This is a genomic window from Frigoribacterium sp. CG_9.8 (assembly GCF_015751965.1).
Classification (GTDB): Bacteria; Actinomycetota; Actinomycetes; order Actinomycetales; family Microbacteriaceae; genus Lacisediminihabitans.
The window spans coordinates 190,143-207,964 of sequence record NZ_JADOVH010000002.1 but is presented as its reverse complement, the minus strand read 5'-3'; the positions used below and the strand labels follow the sequence as shown (position 1 = coordinate 207,964).

21 protein-coding genes and 1 tRNA gene are annotated in these 17,822 nt (G+C 64.8%); 5 read left to right on the top strand and 17 right to left on the bottom strand.

What is annotated here, in order from left to right:
* Nucleotides 1-33: 33 nt before the first annotated feature.
* Both IWX88_RS05870 and IWX88_RS05865 read right to left on the bottom strand, forming a co-directional pair.
* On the bottom strand, nt 34-660 hold the full coding sequence (locus tag IWX88_RS05870) for a DnaJ domain-containing protein (protein ID WP_196828226.1): 627 nt from the start codon (nt 658-660) through the stop codon (nt 34-36).
* Nucleotides 657-1,862, bottom strand: coding sequence for a geranylgeranyl reductase family protein (locus IWX88_RS05865; RefSeq protein WP_196828224.1), 1,206 nt, complete (start codon nt 1,860-1,862; stop codon nt 657-659). The genes IWX88_RS05870 and IWX88_RS05865 overlap by 4 nt, the downstream gene beginning before the upstream one ends.
* A 43-nt stretch (nt 1,863-1,905) precedes the next feature.
* Here IWX88_RS05865 and IWX88_RS05860 point away from each other — a divergent pair, with 43 nt between their 5' ends.
* Nucleotides 1,906-2,547 carry a LysE family translocator gene (locus IWX88_RS05860; protein WP_196828222.1) on the top strand — a complete coding sequence of 214 codons (642 nt, stop codon included), beginning with the start codon at nt 1,906-1,908 and terminating at the stop codon, nt 2,545-2,547.
* Nucleotides 2,548-2,633: 86 nt separating this feature from the next.
* On the opposite strand, the gene IWX88_RS05855 is transcribed toward IWX88_RS05860, so the two are convergent.
* The 10 genes from IWX88_RS05855 to IWX88_RS05810 all read right to left on the bottom strand — a co-directional run bounded on the left by IWX88_RS05855 (nt 2,634) and on the right by IWX88_RS05810 (nt 10,424).
* Nucleotides 2,634-3,035, bottom strand: a complete 402-nt coding sequence (locus IWX88_RS05855; protein ID WP_231368919.1) for a pilus assembly protein TadG-related protein — start codon at nt 3,033-3,035, stop codon at nt 2,634-2,636.
* A gap of 64 nt (nt 3,036-3,099) precedes the next feature.
* A complete protein-coding gene (locus IWX88_RS05850) occupies nt 3,100-3,537 on the bottom strand; it encodes a hypothetical protein (protein ID WP_196828218.1) in 438 nt (145 codons plus the stop codon).
* 4 nt (nt 3,538-3,541) lie between these two features.
* Nucleotides 3,542-3,940: a TadE/TadG family type IV pilus assembly protein gene (locus IWX88_RS05845; RefSeq protein WP_370568197.1), complete on the bottom strand. Its 399-nt coding sequence runs from the start codon at nt 3,938-3,940 to the stop codon at nt 3,542-3,544.
* Between the two features lie 17 nt (nt 3,941-3,957).
* Nucleotides 3,958-4,134, bottom strand: a complete 177-nt coding sequence (locus IWX88_RS05840) for a hypothetical protein (RefSeq protein ID WP_196828216.1) — start codon at nt 4,132-4,134, stop codon at nt 3,958-3,960.
* 31 nt (nt 4,135-4,165) lie between these two features.
* Nucleotides 4,166-5,113, bottom strand: a complete 948-nt coding sequence (locus tag IWX88_RS05835; RefSeq protein WP_196828214.1) for a type II secretion system F family protein — start codon at nt 5,111-5,113, stop codon at nt 4,166-4,168.
* Nucleotides 5,101-5,970, bottom strand: coding sequence for a type II secretion system F family protein (locus IWX88_RS05830; RefSeq protein ID WP_196828212.1), 870 nt, complete (start codon nt 5,968-5,970; stop codon nt 5,101-5,103). The genes IWX88_RS05835 and IWX88_RS05830 overlap by 13 nt, the downstream gene beginning before the upstream one ends.
* Nucleotides 5,967-7,295, bottom strand: coding sequence for a CpaF family protein (locus IWX88_RS05825; protein ID WP_196828210.1), 1,329 nt, complete (start codon nt 7,293-7,295; stop codon nt 5,967-5,969). Before IWX88_RS05825 ends, IWX88_RS05830 begins: the two co-directional genes overlap by 4 nt.
* Nucleotides 7,296-7,480: 185 nt before the next feature.
* Nucleotides 7,481-8,758: a DUF6716 putative glycosyltransferase gene (locus IWX88_RS05820; RefSeq protein ID WP_196828208.1), complete on the bottom strand. Its 1,278-nt coding sequence runs from the start codon at nt 8,756-8,758 to the stop codon at nt 7,481-7,483.
* 80 nt (nt 8,759-8,838) lie between these two features.
* Nucleotides 8,839-9,711, bottom strand: a complete 873-nt coding sequence (locus IWX88_RS05815) for an N-acetylneuraminate synthase family protein (RefSeq protein WP_196828206.1) — start codon at nt 9,709-9,711, stop codon at nt 8,839-8,841.
* Nucleotides 9,708-10,424 (bottom strand): cytidylyltransferase domain-containing protein, encoded by a 717-nt coding sequence (locus tag IWX88_RS05810; RefSeq protein ID WP_196828204.1) that lies wholly within the window; start codon nt 10,422-10,424, stop codon nt 9,708-9,710. The genes IWX88_RS05815 and IWX88_RS05810 overlap by 4 nt, the downstream gene beginning before the upstream one ends.
* A gap of 252 nt (nt 10,425-10,676) precedes the next feature.
* Here IWX88_RS05810 and IWX88_RS05805 point away from each other — a divergent pair.
* The 4 genes from IWX88_RS05805 to IWX88_RS05790 all read left to right on the top strand — a co-directional run bounded on the left by IWX88_RS05805 (nt 10,677) and on the right by IWX88_RS05790 (nt 13,710).
* A tRNA-Leu gene (locus IWX88_RS05805) sits at nt 10,677-10,758 on the top strand.
* 108 nt (nt 10,759-10,866) lie between these two features.
* Nucleotides 10,867-11,598, top strand: a complete 732-nt coding sequence (locus IWX88_RS05800; RefSeq protein WP_196828908.1) for a DedA family protein — start codon at nt 10,867-10,869, stop codon at nt 11,596-11,598.
* Nucleotides 11,599-11,722: 124 nt separating this feature from the next.
* Nucleotides 11,723-12,421, top strand: a complete 699-nt coding sequence (locus tag IWX88_RS05795; protein ID WP_196828201.1) for an ABC transporter ATP-binding protein — start codon at nt 11,723-11,725, stop codon at nt 12,419-12,421.
* Nucleotides 12,418-13,710 carry an ABC transporter permease gene (locus IWX88_RS05790; RefSeq protein WP_196828199.1) on the top strand — a complete coding sequence of 431 codons (1,293 nt, stop codon included), beginning with the start codon at nt 12,418-12,420 and terminating at the stop codon, nt 13,708-13,710. Before IWX88_RS05795 ends, IWX88_RS05790 begins: the two co-directional genes overlap by 4 nt.
* Before the next feature lie 52 nt (nt 13,711-13,762).
* Here IWX88_RS05790 and IWX88_RS05785 read toward each other — a convergent pair whose 3' ends face one another.
* Genes IWX88_RS05785 through murI form a run of 5 tightly spaced genes read right to left on the bottom strand, consistent with a single transcriptional unit; the run spans nt 13,763 to nt 17,818 of the window.
* The gene (locus IWX88_RS05785; RefSeq protein ID WP_196828197.1) at nt 13,763-14,305 is read right to left on the bottom strand and encodes a HEAT repeat domain-containing protein; all 543 of its coding nucleotides are present in this window, start codon (nt 14,303-14,305) and stop codon (nt 13,763-13,765) included.
* A gap of 29 nt (nt 14,306-14,334) precedes the next feature.
* A complete protein-coding gene (locus IWX88_RS05780) occupies nt 14,335-15,567 on the bottom strand; it encodes an Nramp family divalent metal transporter (protein ID WP_196828195.1) in 1,233 nt (410 codons plus the stop codon).
* A gap of 9 nt (nt 15,568-15,576) precedes the next feature.
* Nucleotides 15,577-16,182 carry an RdgB/HAM1 family non-canonical purine NTP pyrophosphatase gene (rdgB, locus tag IWX88_RS05775; RefSeq protein WP_196828193.1) on the bottom strand — a complete coding sequence of 202 codons (606 nt, stop codon included), beginning with the start codon at nt 16,180-16,182 and terminating at the stop codon, nt 15,577-15,579.
* Nucleotides 16,179-16,931 (bottom strand): ribonuclease PH, encoded by a 753-nt coding sequence (rph, locus tag IWX88_RS05770; protein ID WP_196828191.1) that lies wholly within the window; start codon nt 16,929-16,931, stop codon nt 16,179-16,181. Before rph ends, rdgB begins: the two co-directional genes overlap by 4 nt.
* Nucleotides 16,928-17,818 (bottom strand): glutamate racemase, encoded by an 891-nt coding sequence (murI, locus tag IWX88_RS05765; RefSeq protein ID WP_196828189.1) that lies wholly within the window; start codon nt 17,816-17,818, stop codon nt 16,928-16,930. The genes rph and murI overlap by 4 nt, the downstream gene beginning before the upstream one ends.
* Nucleotides 17,819-17,822 lie beyond the last annotated feature (4 nt).

Here is a 17,822-nt window from a genome sequence, read left to right as displayed (position 1 = left end):
GCTACCTGCCGCGCAGCCTCTTGAGACTCGCCCTCAAACGAATCTGCGCAGGCGGCTTCGTCCGATCACCACGAGGGCGATGACCGGTGCGAGCAAGATCTCCAGCGCGACCAGCGACCCGAAGGAAGCGATCGCCAGTGCAACGGCGGCATTGACACTTCCGAATATAAGGGTGCCGACAAAAGCACCATGCCGACTGGTGCGCGCAAAGGCGATCGCGAAGATATTAAGAGGCACAAGCAAAAGCAGATTCCACGGGGAGAGCGGCAGGGTGCCCCCGAGGAAGCAAAAGACGCTCGCAACCACGAGCAGGAAGGTCCAAATCAGCGTTGCGCCGCTGCGACGCGGAAAGCTGCGAGGAGTGGGACCCGAGGTGTAGACGAGAGACTCGGTGATGCGCGGAGCGGGCAGACCGGCACCGGCACTGGCACTGGCATCACTGCCTGTGTCGACCCGTTCCGCGGCCATTTTCAGGAGAAGGTTGCGCGCTTCGGTGACCCGGATGAACTCGGAGGACGCCGCCCGCGATTCCGCGGCAGTGGCTCCCGTCAGACGATCGGGATGCGACATCCGCGCCCGCTGCTTGAAGGCGCGTTCGATCTCCGCTGGCGTGCCATTTTCGCTCACTCCGAGCAGGCGGGCTGCCTCGGCCGAGGTCACGAGCCCAGCACCCGAAGTGCCCGGCCGAGCAGCCGGTGAGACAGGATGCCACCCAGCGTCTTCGTGCCGTCGCAGACCGCAAGAAACAGTCTCATGCCTGTACTGGTATATGCCAATGCGAGATGCACGAGTCGGGGGTAGCGCTCGAAGAACCGCAGCAGTCGCTCCCCCGCACGGATGTCCGGATCGAGCTGCGCGAGAATCCTTCGGCTGTACTCGGCGATGGCACGGTCACTGCCGCGGGTCGCATCCGCCGCAGCCTCACCGGCCCAACATCCGGAGCGCAGCGCGTAGGAGAGACCCTCTCGTGTCCACGGGTCGAGAAGGCCCGCGGCATCCCCTGCCACCAGCACGGAACCACGGTGCAGAGGCGAATCCGGCGCTCTCCACTGGGTGAGGTGACCGCTCGACCGCTCTACCGCGTGCGCCTCGAGCCCGGTGGTGCGCAGCCAGCGGTCGAGGTAATCGTGAGTCTGCTGCGGCTCCCCCCGCGCCTGGATCACGCCAACGGTGAGCACCTCATCCTTGGGAAAGACCCAGGCGTAGCTCCCGGGAGCGGTGCCCCAGTCGAATGCGATGGCACCGTCATACGCCGGCGACTCGGGTGTTCGGGTGAGTTCCACCTCGAGGGCGAGGTCGGTGCCGCGATTCTGAACGCCGACGTAACGTCCGATCCGGCCGCTCGTTCCATCCGCGCCGATGACAATACGAGCGTGCAGGGAGGCGCCATCCGTTGTCACAGTGACGAGCCCATCCGCCTCCTGAACCGCTTTGACGACGACAGATTCTTCGAATCGCACACCAACGGCTACGGCCGCCTTCATCAGAGCATCGTCGAATTTTTCCCGTTGCATCAGCGCGAGAAACGGCAGGCTGCGGGAAAAGGACTTAGGTCTACCGCCGCGCAGCGAGAATCGCACCTCACGCACCTGCGGCTCCACGGTCGGCAGGACCGAGGCCGGAAGGTAGGCGAGCGAGAGGCCAATGAGTCCACCACCGCAGGTCTTGTAGCGTGGAAACCGGGCGCGATCCACAAGCAGAACGGATGCCCCACCCTCGGCAGCGACGCGGGCAGCGGATGACCCGGCTGGCCCGGCTCCGACCACCAGCACATCCCAGATGACACCAGCCGGAGCAGAGTCTGTGCTCGCGGCGTGTCCGTGCCCATCCTCCATAAATACCGACAGTACCCCAGCCGTCATCCCGTCGCGCACCTCGTGGCGCCCGTCCCTCTAAGCTCTCAGCATGATTCCGGTCGGCAACGTTCTCACCTTCGCGCTTGCCGCGCTCGGCCTCATGATCATCCCCGGTCCGAGCATGCTGTTTGTGATCGGTCGTTCGCTCGCACTCGGCAGAATCGGCGGACTCGTGTCCGTTGCAGGCAATGCCGCGGGAGCCCTGGTGATCGCCGCCGCCGTGGCTCTTGGAGTCGGAGTGATCGTGGAGCAGTCCGTCGTGCTGTTTACCGCGATCAAGATCGTCGGTGCGCTTTACCTGGTGTTCCTCGGGGTTCAAGCGATCCGTCATCGCAACGACGTTCACACCGAATCTGGCCGATCGCGCCGGCCACTCGGCACCGGGCGGATGCTCGCCGAGGGCTTCGTCGTCGGGGTCTCGAACCCCAAGACCATCGTCTTCCTGGTAGCGGTGCTCCCACAGTTCGTGGACTACCCGAGGGGTGGCATCCCCCTGCAACTCGCCATTCTTGGCGCGGTCTTCGTGGCGATCGCGCTGGTCAGCGACAGTGTCTGGGCACTCGTCGCTGGTGCGGCGCGCGAGTGGTTCGTCCGCTCTCCACACCGCATCGGGCGGTTGGGTGCAGTGGGTGGTGTCATCATGATCGTGCTCGGTGCCGCGGTGCTATTCGTGGGCAGCGACTCGGCATAATTTTCCTCCGCGGGGGTCAACTTCGCAGGCCTACACCCCGTCGGTACCTGTGAACGTGACACCCGAGCTGCGGACGGCGCTGTGGATCACCCGAACACTGACCGGCCCACCGCGGAGACGTCGAGGCGGATGCCTTCAGGCAACAGCAGGGACAGCACCGGCGGGCGCCAATAGGCCGAGAGCTCGACGGTTGCGCTTCGGCCGTCGGTCGCACTGGCCGACTCCAATCTCAGAGACTCGAACCGCCCGCGCGGGACAGCGTCGAGGTACTCCTCGACGGCCGAGCGCACGTGCTCCGATTGCAGGGTCGGGCGGGGACCGCCAGCGGTCATCGACACCTCGTCGAGATCGAATGCCTCCGCACCGACCAGCGCTGCACCATCCGCAAGTGTGAACAGACGCTTGCGCTCGAGGTAGAGGGATGTCGCAGCAACGACGAGCAGGATGAGCACCAGCGAGAGGAAACCATAGAAGATTGTGAGCGGCAAGAGGGATCCATCCTCCCTCTTAAGTCGCTCCAGCGGTGACGTCATTGTGGCCCCCACCCGATGCTCATCGCCCCGCCCCCCAGAACCGCGAGACCTGTTCCGTTGCAGTCGACCCGACCGCAACGGTCAGCGGCCCACCGACGGTGAGAGCGGAGGGCACGAGCGGCAGACCGACGGACACCCCGACCGTGATTGTGACAGTGGCACGGCGCCGAAGGCACTCGGCACCGAGGGGCGAGCAGGAGATCGAGACTGATGCGGACGAAGAGTCGATTCCGTAATCGGCGAGCGCGAATTGGATCGCCCGGGCAGCCTCGGCCTCGGCACTCCGGGCGTCGGGCGCCTGCGCGTAGACCCGCACCGCCTGGCGGGCCGCGCCCTCCACCGCGAGAGCCCCCGCCTGCAGCGCGGACATCGTCAGCACGAGGTAGACCATGGGAAGCAACAGGATCATGCCGGCCGTGACGAACTCGAGCGACGCGGTGCCGTCGTCAGCGCGCATCACCCTAGGGAAGAGTCTCCACCGCCGCATGGCCGGACACCTCCAGTGCACCGTCGAAGCCGAACAGGCCGATGAGTGGCAGCGGCGTACGCACGGTCACGATTGCGGACGGATGGCCGAGATAGCGTCCGTAGGTCGCAGTCACATCACCCGCATAACCGGTGCCGATGGCAGAGGAGATCAAATCCCGCGAGCGAGCGACCCCCTCCCCAAGCGAACTGTCGGCGAGAGCTGCAAACCGGGCGCCCTCGGATGCCGCGTCGAGCACAGTATTGCGGATGTGCAGGGCCAGCCCGAGCTGAATGACGGAGAGAGTGAGCACCGTGAGCAGCGCGCCGACCATCACGAATTCGGCGACGGCCGAGCCGGCCTCCTCACGCAGGATCACTCTCAGGCGGTGCACGGTGTTGACCAGGCCCGTTAGAAGCCGGTGACGCGCTGGATGGCTTGCTCGAAGACGGCGCTGAGCGCGGGACCGGCGAGTCCCCAGATGATGATGACGAGGCCAGCAGTCATGAGCGTAATGAGCACCCAGCCCGGAACATCGCCCCGCTCATCGCGGATCGCGGAGTCGAATCTTTTGCGGTGCCCGTTCATGGTGGATTTCCTTTCGTGTGGTGATGCGCTCTCACAGCCCGAACTGCAGCACGAAGATGCCCGGGTAGATGGCGAAAATTATGGTGACCGGAAGGATCAGGAATACCAGCGGCACGAGCATTGCCACCTCTTTTTTGCCTGCGACTTCGAGCAATTCCCGCTTGGCATCGTCCCTGGCATCCTGGGCCTGGGCTCTCAGCACCTCGGTGAGCGGTGTGCCGCGCTCGAGGGCGCCCGTCACCTGATCGATGCAGCGGGTGAGCGAGGGCAGGCGCATCCCGGCGGCGAGGGCGTTGAGACATTCGGCGAGCGGCACCCCGGTGTTCACCCGCATCACGACCGCCGAGAACTCGGTGGCAAGCTCGCCATGGCTGACCCGCCCAACGCGCCGGAGTGCATCGAGAATGCCCTCCCCTGCCGAGAGGCTGAGGGTCAGGAACTCCAGTACTGTCGGCAGTTCGCTTTCGATGCGAGCAAGACGTTTCTGTGCCGCTCGCTGTAGCATCCGGTCACAGAACACGATGCCGCAGGCCGCCGCAACCAGCACAATGGCTGCGATAAGGGCGGGAGAGACCGGTCGCACGGGTGCCAGCGCAAGCGGTACGGCCAAGCCGAGCAGTGCCGCCCCGATCCCCCACCCCAACTGGCGTGATCGGAAGGCCTCGACGGTGAGGGAAGAGGATGACTGGCGCAGGCGCATCTCGATGGTCGCCCCACCGCCGAGCACCGATCCGAGCAGAGTACGCAATCGTTGGAATGCCGGGCCGAACAGCGCTCCAACCACCGGAAGCGGATCGACGGTATGGCGGGACAGCAACTCGCGGGCGCCGGCTGACACGTCGACGACATAGGGTGCGACGCGACTGGCGAGCCGGGGTCGGCTCAGCCGCGGAACTAATCCAGCAAGCGACCAGAGCCCGATGCCCAGCACAAGCCCACACAGCACCGCCCACCCGGAGAGGGCGTTTAGATGAACCATCGGCGCTCCTCCGGGAAGCGGCCGAGCGCAAGCATCAGGCGGTAAGCGACCAGGGTGACCACAAGCCCGCCGACGATGAGCAGCACTCCCCCGGCGGTGTTGTACGCCGCGGCCGCCTCCGGCCGCGTCGCCAGCAGCACCAGGATGATCCACGGTGCCGCAACCCCGAGCCGTGCCGCATTCAGCACCCAGGACTGGCGCGCCTCCACCTCTGAGCGGATGGCCGCCTCCTGTCGCAAGTACGAGGCGAGATTGCGCAGCACTGTCGTCAGTTCGCTCCCTCCGACCTCGCGCGACATCCGCAGCGTCTCCAGGATGCGGTCGGCAACAGGGTCGGCGAGCCGGTCCTTCAGCGCGTTGACCGAAATCCCGAAGTTGCCGGTCGCCCGATAGTCCTGTTCGAACTCTGCGAACGCCTCTCGGGTCGGCGCCGGACCGGTGTGTGCGAGCGTCACCACGCTGTCGGGCAACGCGAGCCCCGATCGCACTGCAGACACGAGATGATCGACGATGTCGGGCCAGAGCACTCGAGCTGCGCGGCGACGGGAGCGCGCCCGCCACTGCACCATTGCCACGGGAAGAGCAATCGCTGCAACCCCCGCGATCAGCGCGATCACCGCGACGGGCACGAGCGCAAAGCTAAGAGCTGCCACCGCGAGACCACCGAGGCCCGAAACCACCGCAAACGCAGAGAGCGATACCGAGCCCAATCCGGCCTGCGCGAGTCTGCGACGCAGTGCGCCTGCCGCGGGCACAGATCGCATGCGCACCAGTGCCGCGCTCGGCCAGGCGAAGGGCGAGATGATGAGCACCAACCCGAGACCGAGCAGCAGGCCGAAAACCACCGTGAGAGTCATGGGTCCACCGCCAGAAGCGAAGCGAGGTCGAATCCCGCCGCATCGAACTTGCCTGTGCGGGTGGGATAGCCTCCGGTGCCACTCAGGACACCGCGCTGCAACCCAAAGATCAGGCTCGCTTCGATGATCGCGCCGCCCGTGACGGACCCGCTCGGAGCGAGGATCTCGGTGACGCGGCGCTGGCCGTTGCGGGCGAGTTCACAGTGCACGACGATGTCGACGGATGCCGCCACCGTCGGCACCACAAAGGAGGAGTCGATGTTTCGGCCGGCCAGCAGCGGGAGGGTACAGAGCTTGGCGAGGGCATCCCGTGCGCTGTTGGCATGGATCGAACACATGCCCGGTAATCCGCTGTTCAGCGCGATAAGCAGGTCGAGGGCCTCGGCCTCGCGCACCTCACCGACCACGAGCCGATCGGGACGCATCCGCAACGCCTCCTTAATGAGTCGCCGCAGAGTGATCTCGCCCGTCCCTTCGAGGCTGGGCTGGCGGCACTGCATTCCGACAACATCTTGTGCGGCAAGGTCGAGCTCGAAAGTCTCCTCAACAGTGATGATCCGCTCGCCGGCGCGTGTGCTGGAGAGCAAGGCATTCAGGAGCGTGGTCTTGCCACTCTGCGTCGCTCCGGAGACCAGGATGTTCTGCCCGGAGAGCACACACATGCGCAGGAACTCCGCCGCCTGATGGCTGAGCGAGCCGAGGGCGACGAGCCGCTGCAGGTCACGGATGCGCTTGGTGAACTTGCGGATGTTGACAGCCCAGTGCCGCTTCGTCACATCCGGAATGACAACGTGCAGCCGCGATCCGTCCGGCAGGGATGCGTCGACGAATGGCGAGCTCAGATCGACTCGCCGACCGGTTGATTGCAGCATCCGCTCCACAAGATCCCGAACTTCGGTATCGGTGAGCATCACGCTGGAGAGTTCTGGCACGCCGTCGCGGGCGATGAAGACGCGGGATGGCCCGTTGATCCAGATCTCCTCAATGTCCGGATCGTCGAAGAACGGCTGTAATGCTCCAAAGCCGGTGATCGAGTCGATGATCTCGCGGGCGGCCTGACGCTCGTCGAGCAGCATTGGCAGAGAACCGCCGAGGGCGCGTTCGCTGTAGCGCTGCACCTCCTCCAGCACGTACCGGTCGATAACCGCTCGGCCGGCCGCCCCGTGACCGGCCGCCTGGTCGGCTACCCCGTGGTTGGCTCCCCTGTAGTTGGCTACCCCAGCGTCGATCCGGGCACCTGGCGCACGTGTGCCGGTGAGGGAGATCCCGTCACGGCGTACTCGCTCGCGCACTTGCTCGGTGATGAGGGCGACGGCGGTGGGCATCCCCACATCATGGGACGACGGGGCGATCCCGCGCCGAGGTTATCCACAGGGGCCCCATTCGCCGTGGTCCCGGTCCCGGCGAGGGGTCAACTTCGCAGGCACGCACCCCGTCACAGCCTGCGAAGGTGACACCCGAGTCCCTCGATCGGCGATGGCGTCGCCACTGCCGCGCAGTCACGACGCCGTTACGCGCCGATCGTCTCCACGCTCGCGAGCGGCACACGAGCGCGGCGGCTGAGCAGCCGCCTGATCACGACTAACGTGATGCGGGCCGGTGTGCCGACCACCAATGCGAGCATGCCGCTCCACGACCGGTCAAACCGGCCGAGGGCGCGCTTGCGGTCCCAGGCTCGTCGCAGAAGTCCCCCGAACTCGCCGCGCACCAGTGGCTTGAGGGGCAGCTGCCCAGCCGCGCGTCTGACGAGGAGTTCGCCCACACGGTCGACCCAGTTGTTGCTCTCGATCGCATGGAAATAGTTGTCATCGAGCCAGGCGGCGTTCGGATGCCGGAATCGCCCCTCCACGAGATCGCCGCAGTTTCCAAAGAGGCCGCTGTCCGTGAAGACTGTATTGATGAGCTCGGGGCTCACCCCGAAATCCGCAACGATAATCACCGGGATCGACAGCGCGATCGCTTCGATCGCGGCCGTCGAACTGACCGTCACGAGCCCGGCCGCACCGGCGAGATGGCCGGACATCGCGCCACTGGCCACAATCAGATTATGCGGCGCCGGTGGATCGAGTTCACGGATGAGATCGGCATAATCGAAGCGCTCGGCGTGCGTCTGCTGTTCGCCGCGAGCAGCCCGCACTTTCACGACTACCCGCAGGTACGGATGCCGCCTGGCCGACTCAGCCAGCCAGCTCACCAGTGCGAGACGGTCGGCCTTCTCGGCAGGTACCTTTGCTTGCGCCGCGAAAATGACCTCCCCATTCTGGGTGCGACCCTGAGCCTTCTGCGGCAGCACCGTACGCGGGAGGAACGGCAGAGTCGAGAGGCCGAAATTCATCCCAATACCCATGAGCGCAGCAAGCGCCTCGAACTCGCGAATCTCGCGGCGGGAATGCAATACGAAGAGATCGACCTGTGCGCGGTGGGCGATGGCCCGCTTCGTTGCAGGGATCGAGATGCCCGGCAGTCCGCTGACGATCACGGGACGCTGCACGGATGCGCCGACGATCGCCCTGACCACCACCTTGACGAGCGGTCCGCGAACTGACAGCAGCACGACATCCGGTTTCAGCGCGGCGATGCGTACAGCGATGGCGGAGAGGTCGAGAATCGGGGGGGCCGCGATCGACTCTGTCATTCCGGTGAGTGCCGCAGCGAGCTGAGTGCCGCTGGGCAACACCGGGCTTGCGAGCACGATCAGTGATCGCTGCCAGTGCTCCGGCACCTGGCCGAGCAGGGTCGCGCCCCACTTCACATAGGAATCGGAGTCTGCGATGGCGAGGATAGTCACTGCCGCAGTCGACCTGGACTCGGTTGTCTCGTCGGCGGAACCCGATGCGGCGGAACCCGATTCTGCATCGCGGGTCAATGTCATGCAGAAACGCGTCTGAGCTTTGCCAGGGGAGCGAGCTCCCCCGGGAAGACGCGCTTCACGCCGTCGCCCATCGCCTCACCGATCACGCGAATATCGCGAACAAGGTGCTCGAAGCCCGTCGGCTCGAGCGATGCCGCGTGGTCGGACCCCCACATCGTGCGGTCGAGGGTGATGTGGCGCTCCACCGCGACAGCACCGAGCGTGACCGCGGCGATTGAGATCTGCAACCCTCGCTCATGGCCGGAGTAGCCGACCGGCACCCCGGGATAGCGCTGCTGGAGGGTGGTTATCATGCAGAGGTTCGCCTCCTCCGCTGGCAGCGGGTAGGTGGAGGTCGCGTGCAAGATCACCAGCCTCTCGGTGCCGATCACTTCGACCGCTCGGTCGATCTGGGCGAGTGTCGACATACCGGTAGAAAGGATGATCGGCTTGCCGGTCGCGGCGAGAGCCTGTAGCAGTGAGATGTCGGTGACCGATGCGGAGGCGATCTTGTGGGCCACCACGTTGAGGTCTTCAAGGAAGTCGACGGATGGCTCGTCCCAGGGTGACGCGAACCAGTCGAGACCGCGCAGGGTGGCATAGTCGCCGATCTCGATGTACTGCTCGCGGGAGAACTCCACCCGGTAGCGGTACTCCAAATAGGTCATCACTCCCCAGGGCGTGTCTCGTTGAGTGTTCTTCATGTGCTCAGGGGTGGAGATCGCCGGGGTGCGCTTTTGGAACTTGACCGCCTGGGCGCCCGCATCCGCCGCCACATCGATGAGCTGTATCGCCGTCTCGACACTGCCGTTGTGATTGAGACCGCTTTCTGCGATTACATAGACCGGGGCGTCGTCGCCAATTTCTGAAAGACCGATGCGAACTGTCATGAGCACTCCAATTGTGGGAACGGTGACGGATGCTGCGGGGTCGTGGGATCGACAATGGTCGCGATCGCGTTCGCCAGGGCGAGCTGGTCACCAGTGTCGATCTCGACACCGGTGATTTCATCCACGACGGCGACACCGACCCGGCCGAAGAAGCGGAAGCGTGACCGGTGTAGCCCAGAGGCGCGCATCACGTAGAACCCGCCGGTCTCCTGGAACTGGGGTTCGCGATCCTGCCGACGCGGGCGAGAGGATGCGTCGTGATTGACTCCCATCGCCCGACCCTCGCTGTCAAACTTCCAGAGGAAGACGAAGGTCTCGATGGCGGAGAAGACGACGTCGTGCATGCCGCTGAGTACTCGTTCGATCGCGTTCATCAGAGCCGCTGCATCGATGAAAGGTGACGTGGGCTGCAGCAGCACCATGATCTCGGCTGGCTGGTCAAGCTGCTCGAGCGCATGCAGCACGGCGGACTCCGAGCTGGCAAGGTCACCGGACAGGTGTGCCGGACGATCGACGACTTCCGCTTGCGCCGCAACGGCGGCAGACGCGATCGCTGGGTCATCGGTGCTGACCACTATCCGGTCAATCAGGTGGCATGACCGAGCGGCCTCGATCGCGCGTACAACGAGCGGTATCCCGCCAACGGTGCGCAAGTTTTTGCCGGGGATACCCTTCGAGCCGCCCCGCGCGGGTATAACTGCGACGACGCTCATCTGTCCTCCGCTCCGTGAACTTTTCCTGATCGTCAGATTAGAAAGGCGAAGAGAACTCCAGTTGGCCGCTGGGTGAACGAAGGGCGACGGCAGCGTTGCGGGCAAGGCTGTGTTGCGGGCAGGGCTGTGTTACGGGCAGGGCTGTGTTGCCGGCAGGGCTGTGTTGCGGGCAGGGCTGTGTTGCGGGCAGAGCGCATCACCCACCCCGATCAGTCGCTCAGCCACGGTGCCCGGTACACTTGGCCCGCACTCGCGGGAGTGGTGAAATTGGTATACACGCAGGTTTTAGGTACCTGTGCCGCAAGGCGTGAGGGTTCAAGTCCCTTCTTCCGCACCTTTTTCTATACTTTCTTTGTGCGCGGTCTTTCGGCAGACACCCAGCCCGACATCGTGGCCATCGACTACCCTGACATCAACAAACGACAGGAGCACCTCTTCCGTGCTGCATAACGCCATTGTTCCGTGGCTCGATCCGGCCTACCTCATCAACCAATCCGGACCATGGGCGCTTCTGCTCGTTTGCGCGATCATCTTCGCCGAGACCGGGCTGCTGATCGGGTTCATCCTGCCCGGGGATACCCTCCTGCTCATCACCGGGCTGCTGACTTTCGCCGGCACCATCCAAATCCCGATCTGGTGGGTGGTGCTCTCCATCGGTCTCGCCGCCTTCCTTGGCGGCGAGGTTGGGTACTACATCGGCAAGAAGGCCGGGCCCAGCATCTTCGAGCGCAAAGAGACCGGCCTCTTCAGCATCGCAAACGTGAAGCGGACCAACCACTTCTTTGAACGATTCGGCGGATCTGCCGTCATCCTCGCCCGGTTCGTGCCCATCGTGCGCACCTTCGCCCCGATCGCGGCCGGGGTCGGCAAGATGAACTACCGAAAATATTCGCTGTACAACGCGATCGGTGCCTTCATCTGGGGCGCCGGAGTGACCATGCTCGGGTTCCTGCTCGGCAACATCAAGCCGGTCGCCGACTTCGTCATCAAATACGTGGATGTCGTGCTGCTCGCCGTTGTGCTGCTGACACTCATCCCCACGGTATTTCACCTCATCCAGTCCTCGCTCAAGGCCCGCAAGGCGGCCCGGCAGCCTGGCGCCCAATCGGCAGCAGTCCCGACCGATGCAGACGTCACAATCGATAAAAAGTACTTCGACCGGAAGAAAGCCTGATAGCTGCTGTGTCGGTGCCCGCGTTACGCCGCACGGAGTACCACGGATTCCTCCCACGGGATGCAGGTTTCACAGGGAGCGTAGAGCAGGCTGGACACCCACCCCCACCGAGGAGCCCACCGCCATGCCAGTCCCGATTCTCGCTGCGCGCGATGTCACAAAGTTCTATGGAAAGGGAGCCGGACGGTTCGACGCACTCAAGGGCGTCTCACTCGAAATCTTCGAGGGTGAATCCGTGGCCATCGTCGGCAAGAGCGGCTCGGGCAAGTCCACCCTGATGCACCTTCTCGCCCTACTCGACCGGCCCAGCGGTGGATCCATCGAACTCTCGGGATCGGATGCAGTGCTCCTCACCGGCACAACCCTCAACACCACCCGAAACCGCACCTTCGGCTTCGTGTTCCAACAGTTCTTCCTCACCGGAGGTGCATCGGTGCTCGAGAATGTGATCCTCCCGCTCAAAATCGCGGGTATCGGCTCGCGGGAGCGCAAGCGGCGCGGCCTTGAGGCCCTCGCCGCGCTGGAACTGGAAGACAAAGCGTCCAACAGGGCGAGCAACCTCTCGGGCGGCCAGAAACAGCGGGCGGTCATTGCCCGTGCGCTGGTCAACAACCCACGCATCATCTTCGCGGATGAGCCGACCGGCAATCTCGATACGGCGACCGGCGCGGTGGTCGAGGACATCCTCTTCGCACTCAACCGGGATAAGGGCATCACTCTTATCGTCGTCACCCACGACGAAGACCTGGCGGCGCGCTGCGATCGTCGCATCTACATCCGCGACGGCCTCGTCGTCAGCACCGGAAGCGCGGTGGCCGCATGAGAACCATCGACGTGATCGGCACGGCGATCGATAACAGTTTCCGCAGCAAACTGCGCACCACTCTCACCGTTATTGCGATCTTCATCGGGGCATTCACCCTCACGATCACCAACGGACTCGGCACGGGCATCAACAACTACATCAACAACACCGTCGCGGCCATCGGCGCGCAGGACGTGCTCACGGTCACCAAGGTGGCCACGGATGCGACCACCACCGGCCCCAAGAAATACAACCCGGATCTCGTCGCCGCATCCGGTGGCGGACGCCCGGGCACTACCGTTCAGGCCTTGACCCCGAGTGACATCACGACCATCACCAATCTCACGGGCGTCAAATCGGTGCAGCCTACGCTATCGATCAGCCCCGGGTACATCCAGAACGGATCCGGCACCAAATACACCGTCACCGCGATCGGCGCGGTGCCGGGCATCACACTGCAGCTCGCCTCCGGATCACAACTGAGTTCCACCTCCAGCCAGTCCCAGGTCGTTTTGGCGAAGTCCTACGTGAGGGCCCTCGGGCTCTCGAGCAACTCCGCCGCAATCGGCGCGACGGTGAAGATCGGTGTCACGGATGCCGCGCGCAACTCCTCCACCATCGACGCCACCGTCGTCGGCATCTCCGAGGCAAGCCTCGGCGCGATCGCTGACGCAGCGACCACCAACTCCGCCCTCACCCAGAAGCTGTTCGACGCCCAGACCGTCGGCCTCACTGGCGCAGCAAAGGACCGGTTTTCGCAGGCTTCCGTGCGTTTCGCCGGCTCCGCATCTGAAGCCGAGGTCACCAAACTGAAGGAGCGTCTGACCAAGGCAGGCTACAGCGGACAGACCGTCGCCGACCAAATCGGCACCTTCAAGACAGTCATCGACGTGATTGTGCTCGTGCTCAACGCGTTCGCGGTCATCGCACTGCTCGCGGCGAGCTTCGGCATCGTGAACACGCTGCTGATGTCGGTGCAGGAGCGCACGAGGGAGATCGGGCTGATGAAGGCCATGGGCATGAGCGGCAGTAAGGTCTTCGGGCTGTTCAGTTTCGAGGCCGTGTTCATCGGCTTCCTCGGCAGCGCGATCGGGGCGGCTGTCGCCATCCTGGTCGGCAGCGGCGTGAGCGCGGCTCTCTCCGGATCGGTCTTCTCCGACCTGCCCGGACTCACGCTCATCGCCTTCAGCCCGGCATCGATCGCCCTGATCATCATCATCGTGATGGCAATCGCTTTCGTCGCCGGCACTCTGCCCGCTGCAAAAGCTGCGCGGCAGGATCCGATCGAGTCCCTTCGTTACGAATAGACGTTACGAATAGGCGTGACGAGTAAGGCGTGACGAGTAGCGCCCGCCCAATTCAGGATGCGGTGGTGCGCTTCTCCAGGCGCACCATCGCATCGTGGGCGGATCGGCGCACCTCCTTCTCGTCGTCAGTGAGAAGCAGCGTGAGGGCAGCGAGATGGCCGGTGTCCCCGACTTCGCCAAGGGCCCGCGCAGCGGCTCCCCGCACCCGTGCAACTTCGTCCTGAAGCATCCGGCCGAGGGCATCCTGTTCGTCGAGTCGGCGCATGAACACCACTCGGGCGCACATCTCCCGCACTCGCCAGGCTTGATCGCCGAGTCCGCGGTGCACAGCGGATCGGGCAGAGTCTGCCCAGACGAAAGTGAGGGCCCGCGCACCCCAGACTTCGGGCCAATACAGCGGTGGGGCTCCGTCCAGCACCCCCTGGGCATGACGGCCACCGACGATGAGAAGAAACTCCTCGCCCTCGTTGCCCCCCATCAGCAGCGATGCTGCTCGGTCGGCGACGACCTGCTCACCGAAGCGTGCGACGGCGGCAGTGATGCGATCCCCGGGGGAATCATCGATCTGGACAGTGGATGCGAAATCGTCAGTCATGGCGGGATCAACGGTACCGCGCCCCGGGGCTATCCCGTGATCGTGAGTACGATGAGCGCGAGGTTGAGCGCGACCACCAGTACGACAGTGAGCGACATCGCCGCACGCATCGGCCGACGGTTGGCCTGCTCCCCCATGACCGCCGGATCATTGGTGAGTCTCAGCAACGGCACGAGCGCGAACGGGATACCGAAGCTGAGGAAGACCTGGCTCACAACCAGCGCCCACGTGGGGTCGATACCCGCTGCGAGGAGCGCGATCGCTGGCACGAGAGTGATCAACCGACGCAGGTACACCGGGATGCGGCGTTTCAGGAGCCCGGCCATGATGACGGCGCCGGCGTAGCTTCCCACGGACGTCGAGGCGAGGCCGGAAGCCAGCAGTCCGATGGCGAAGACCAGCGCGATTCCCGGTCCGAGCGCTGCGCCGATCGCCGCGTGTGCGCCGGAGATGGTATCGGTGCCGTCGATGTTGCGCAGGTTGACCGCGGCGAGCAGCAGCATCCCGATGTTGACGATCCCGGCGAGACCGAGCGCGATCACGACGTCCCATTTGGTGGCACGCAGTAGGCGCGTGCGGGCTTCCGCAGTCTCACCGCGGCCGTGACGGTCGCGCGCGAGCGCCGAATGAACGTAAATTGCATGGGGCATCACGGTGGCGCCGAGCATGCTGGCCGACAGCAGAACGGATGCGCTGCCCTCGAAGCGGGGCACCAGCCCGCCCAACACCGCGAGTCCGTCGGGCGGGCTGATGAACAGCCCGGCGAGAAACCCGATCGCGATGATCGCGAGCAGGCCGATGATCACCGATTCGAATGGGCGCTGGCCGTAGCGCGATTGCACGGCCAACAGCCCCATCGAGACGGCACCGACGATGATTCCGCCCATGAACAACGGGACTCCGAAGAGCAGGTTGAGCGCGATGGCGCCACCGATAACTTCGGCCAGGTCGGTCGCCGCTGCCACAAGTTCCGCCTGTACCCAGAACAGTCGGCGCGGAGTTGGTTTCAGCCGATCGCCGAGGAGTTCTGGCATGGTGTGCCCGGTCACCAGCCCCAGCTTCGCCGACTGGTACTGCACGAGGCCGGCGATGATGTTGGCTGCGACAAGCACCCAGACCAGCAGGTAGCCGAATCGGGCTCCACCGGTGAGGTTCGCGGCGACATTACCCGGGTCAACATAGGCAATTGCCGCGACAAAGGCAGGCCCGAGGAGGAAAATACCTCGTGCCGCCGGGCGAGCGGTCCCGGCGGTCGCTTCCATCCCTGAATTCTAGGTGTGCAGACCCAGCAGCGACGCTCGAACAATCGGCATCAGCGCGTCGAACGCCTGCCCGCGGTGGCTGATGGTGTTCTTCTCCTCCGGGTGCAGTTCCGCCGCCGAAACGCTGTACCCGGTTGGCTTGAAGACCGGGTCGTAGCCGAACCCGCCTCCGCCCACGGGCTCGAGCAGCACGCTTCCCGGCCAGCGGGCGAGCTCAACGAACTCGCGACCGTCCGGCAGCACGAGGGCGGCAGCGCAGAGAAACTCGGCGCTGCGATCATCCGCTGACTGCAGGTTGGTGAGCAGAAGGCGCACATTCTCCGCATCATCCCTGCTGCCGGCATAGCGTGCCGAGTGGATGCCTGGGGCGCCTCCGAGGGCCGCCACCGCGATACCGGAGTCGTCGGCGATCGCGGCGAACCCGGTGTGAGCGGATGCCGCCCGCGCCTTGATCAGCGCATTCGCCTCGAAGCTCGTGCCATCTTCGACGGGCTCGGGTCCGTCATAGGCCATGAGGTCGATGCCGTCGAGCTGCGTGCCGAGAATCTGCCGCAGCTCGATCACCTTGTGTGCGTTGTGGGTGGCGAGTACCAGGGGAACGAGCGCAACGGTCATCTGCCCAGGCCCTCCGCCTGCAGCGCAGCGAGCTGCAGCGCAGTCAAATCGGCTCCGCCGGCGAGCGCGAGATCGAGCAGTGCGTTCAGCTCGGTGCGATCGAATGGCGCACCCTCAGCCGTACCCTGCACCTCGACGAAGAGGCCGCGACCGGTGACCACCACGTTCATGTCTGTCTCGGCGCGCACATCTTCGGTATAGGCGAGATCGAGCATCGGGGTGCCGTCGATGATACCGACGGAAACGGCCGCGACACTGTCGATGAGCGGCTTCGAATTCTGCCCGATGAACTTCTTGGCTCGACCCCACTCGAGGGCGTCGGCGAGGGCAACGTAGGCCCCGGTGATCGCCGCGGTGCGCGTGCCGCCATCGGCCTGAAGCACGTCGCAGTCGATCACGATGGTGTTCTCGCCGAGAGACTTCATGTCGACAACGGCGCGCAGCGAGCGGCCGATCAGTCGGGAGATCTCATGGGTGCGGCCCCCTATGCGGCCCTTCACCGACTCACGATCCATCCGATCGTTGGTAGAGCGGGGAAGCATCGAGTACTCGGCGGTGACCCAGCCCTTCCCCTTACCGGTCATCCAGCGCGGTACGCCGTTGGTGAAGGACGCGGTGCACAGCACTTTGGTGCGTCCAAAAGAAATGAGAGCGGATCCCTCGGCCTGGTCGCTCCAGCCGCGCTCAATGGTGATCGGTCGAAGCTGGTCGAGCTGTCGGCCGTCGATGCGGGGTCCTGATGCGGTCATGGGGTGACGCCTTTCTGGTCTGGAGTGGACTTCTGATCTGGAGTGGGCTTCTGGTCGAGTGTGGCAAGAGAGAGGGCACCGGTCTCCACGAGCTCGACGGCAGAGACCTGCGGCCCGAGAAAGCGACGCACCAGAGAAGTGAACTCGACCGGAGAGTCACCGGTGGCCTCGAAAATGTGGGTCGGCGCTTCCCCTGAACCGCGTTCGATGCCGTGCCTCACGAGGGTGCGATAGACGTCGAAGGCGGTCTCCTCCGCGCTGGAGACGAGCGTGACATCCTCCCCCATCACGTACTGAATAGCGGCCGACATGAGCGGATAGTGGGTGCAGCCGAGCACGAGCGTGTCGATCCCGGCGTGCGTGAGCGGGGCGAGGTAGTGCTCGGCGACGTCGAATAGTTCTGCACCACTCGTGACACCCGCCTCCACAAATTCGACGAATCGGGGGCAGGCCTGGCTGAACAGAGTGAGGTGTGGAGCTGCGGCGAACGCGTCATCGTAGGCGCGGGATCCGATGGTGCCGACCGTGCCGATCACACCCACCCGACCGTTGCGGGTCTGGCGAACGGCGGCGCGCACGGCGGGCTGGATCACCTCGACCACCGGGATACCGAGCGCCTGGGTGTACCGTTCGCGGGCATCCCGCAGCATGGCCGCCGACGCCGTGTTGCAGGCGATGACGAGCATCTTGACACCCTGGGCGACGAGGACGTCGAGCACTTCGAGGGTGTAGCGGCGCACGTCGGCGATGGGCTTTGGCCCGTAGGGCGAGTGAGCCGTATCACCGACATAGACGAGAGATTCATGTGGCAGCTGGTCGAGCACCGCTCGAGCGACCGTGAGACCGCCGACACCGGAATCGAAGATCCCGATCGGAGCATCATCCATAGAG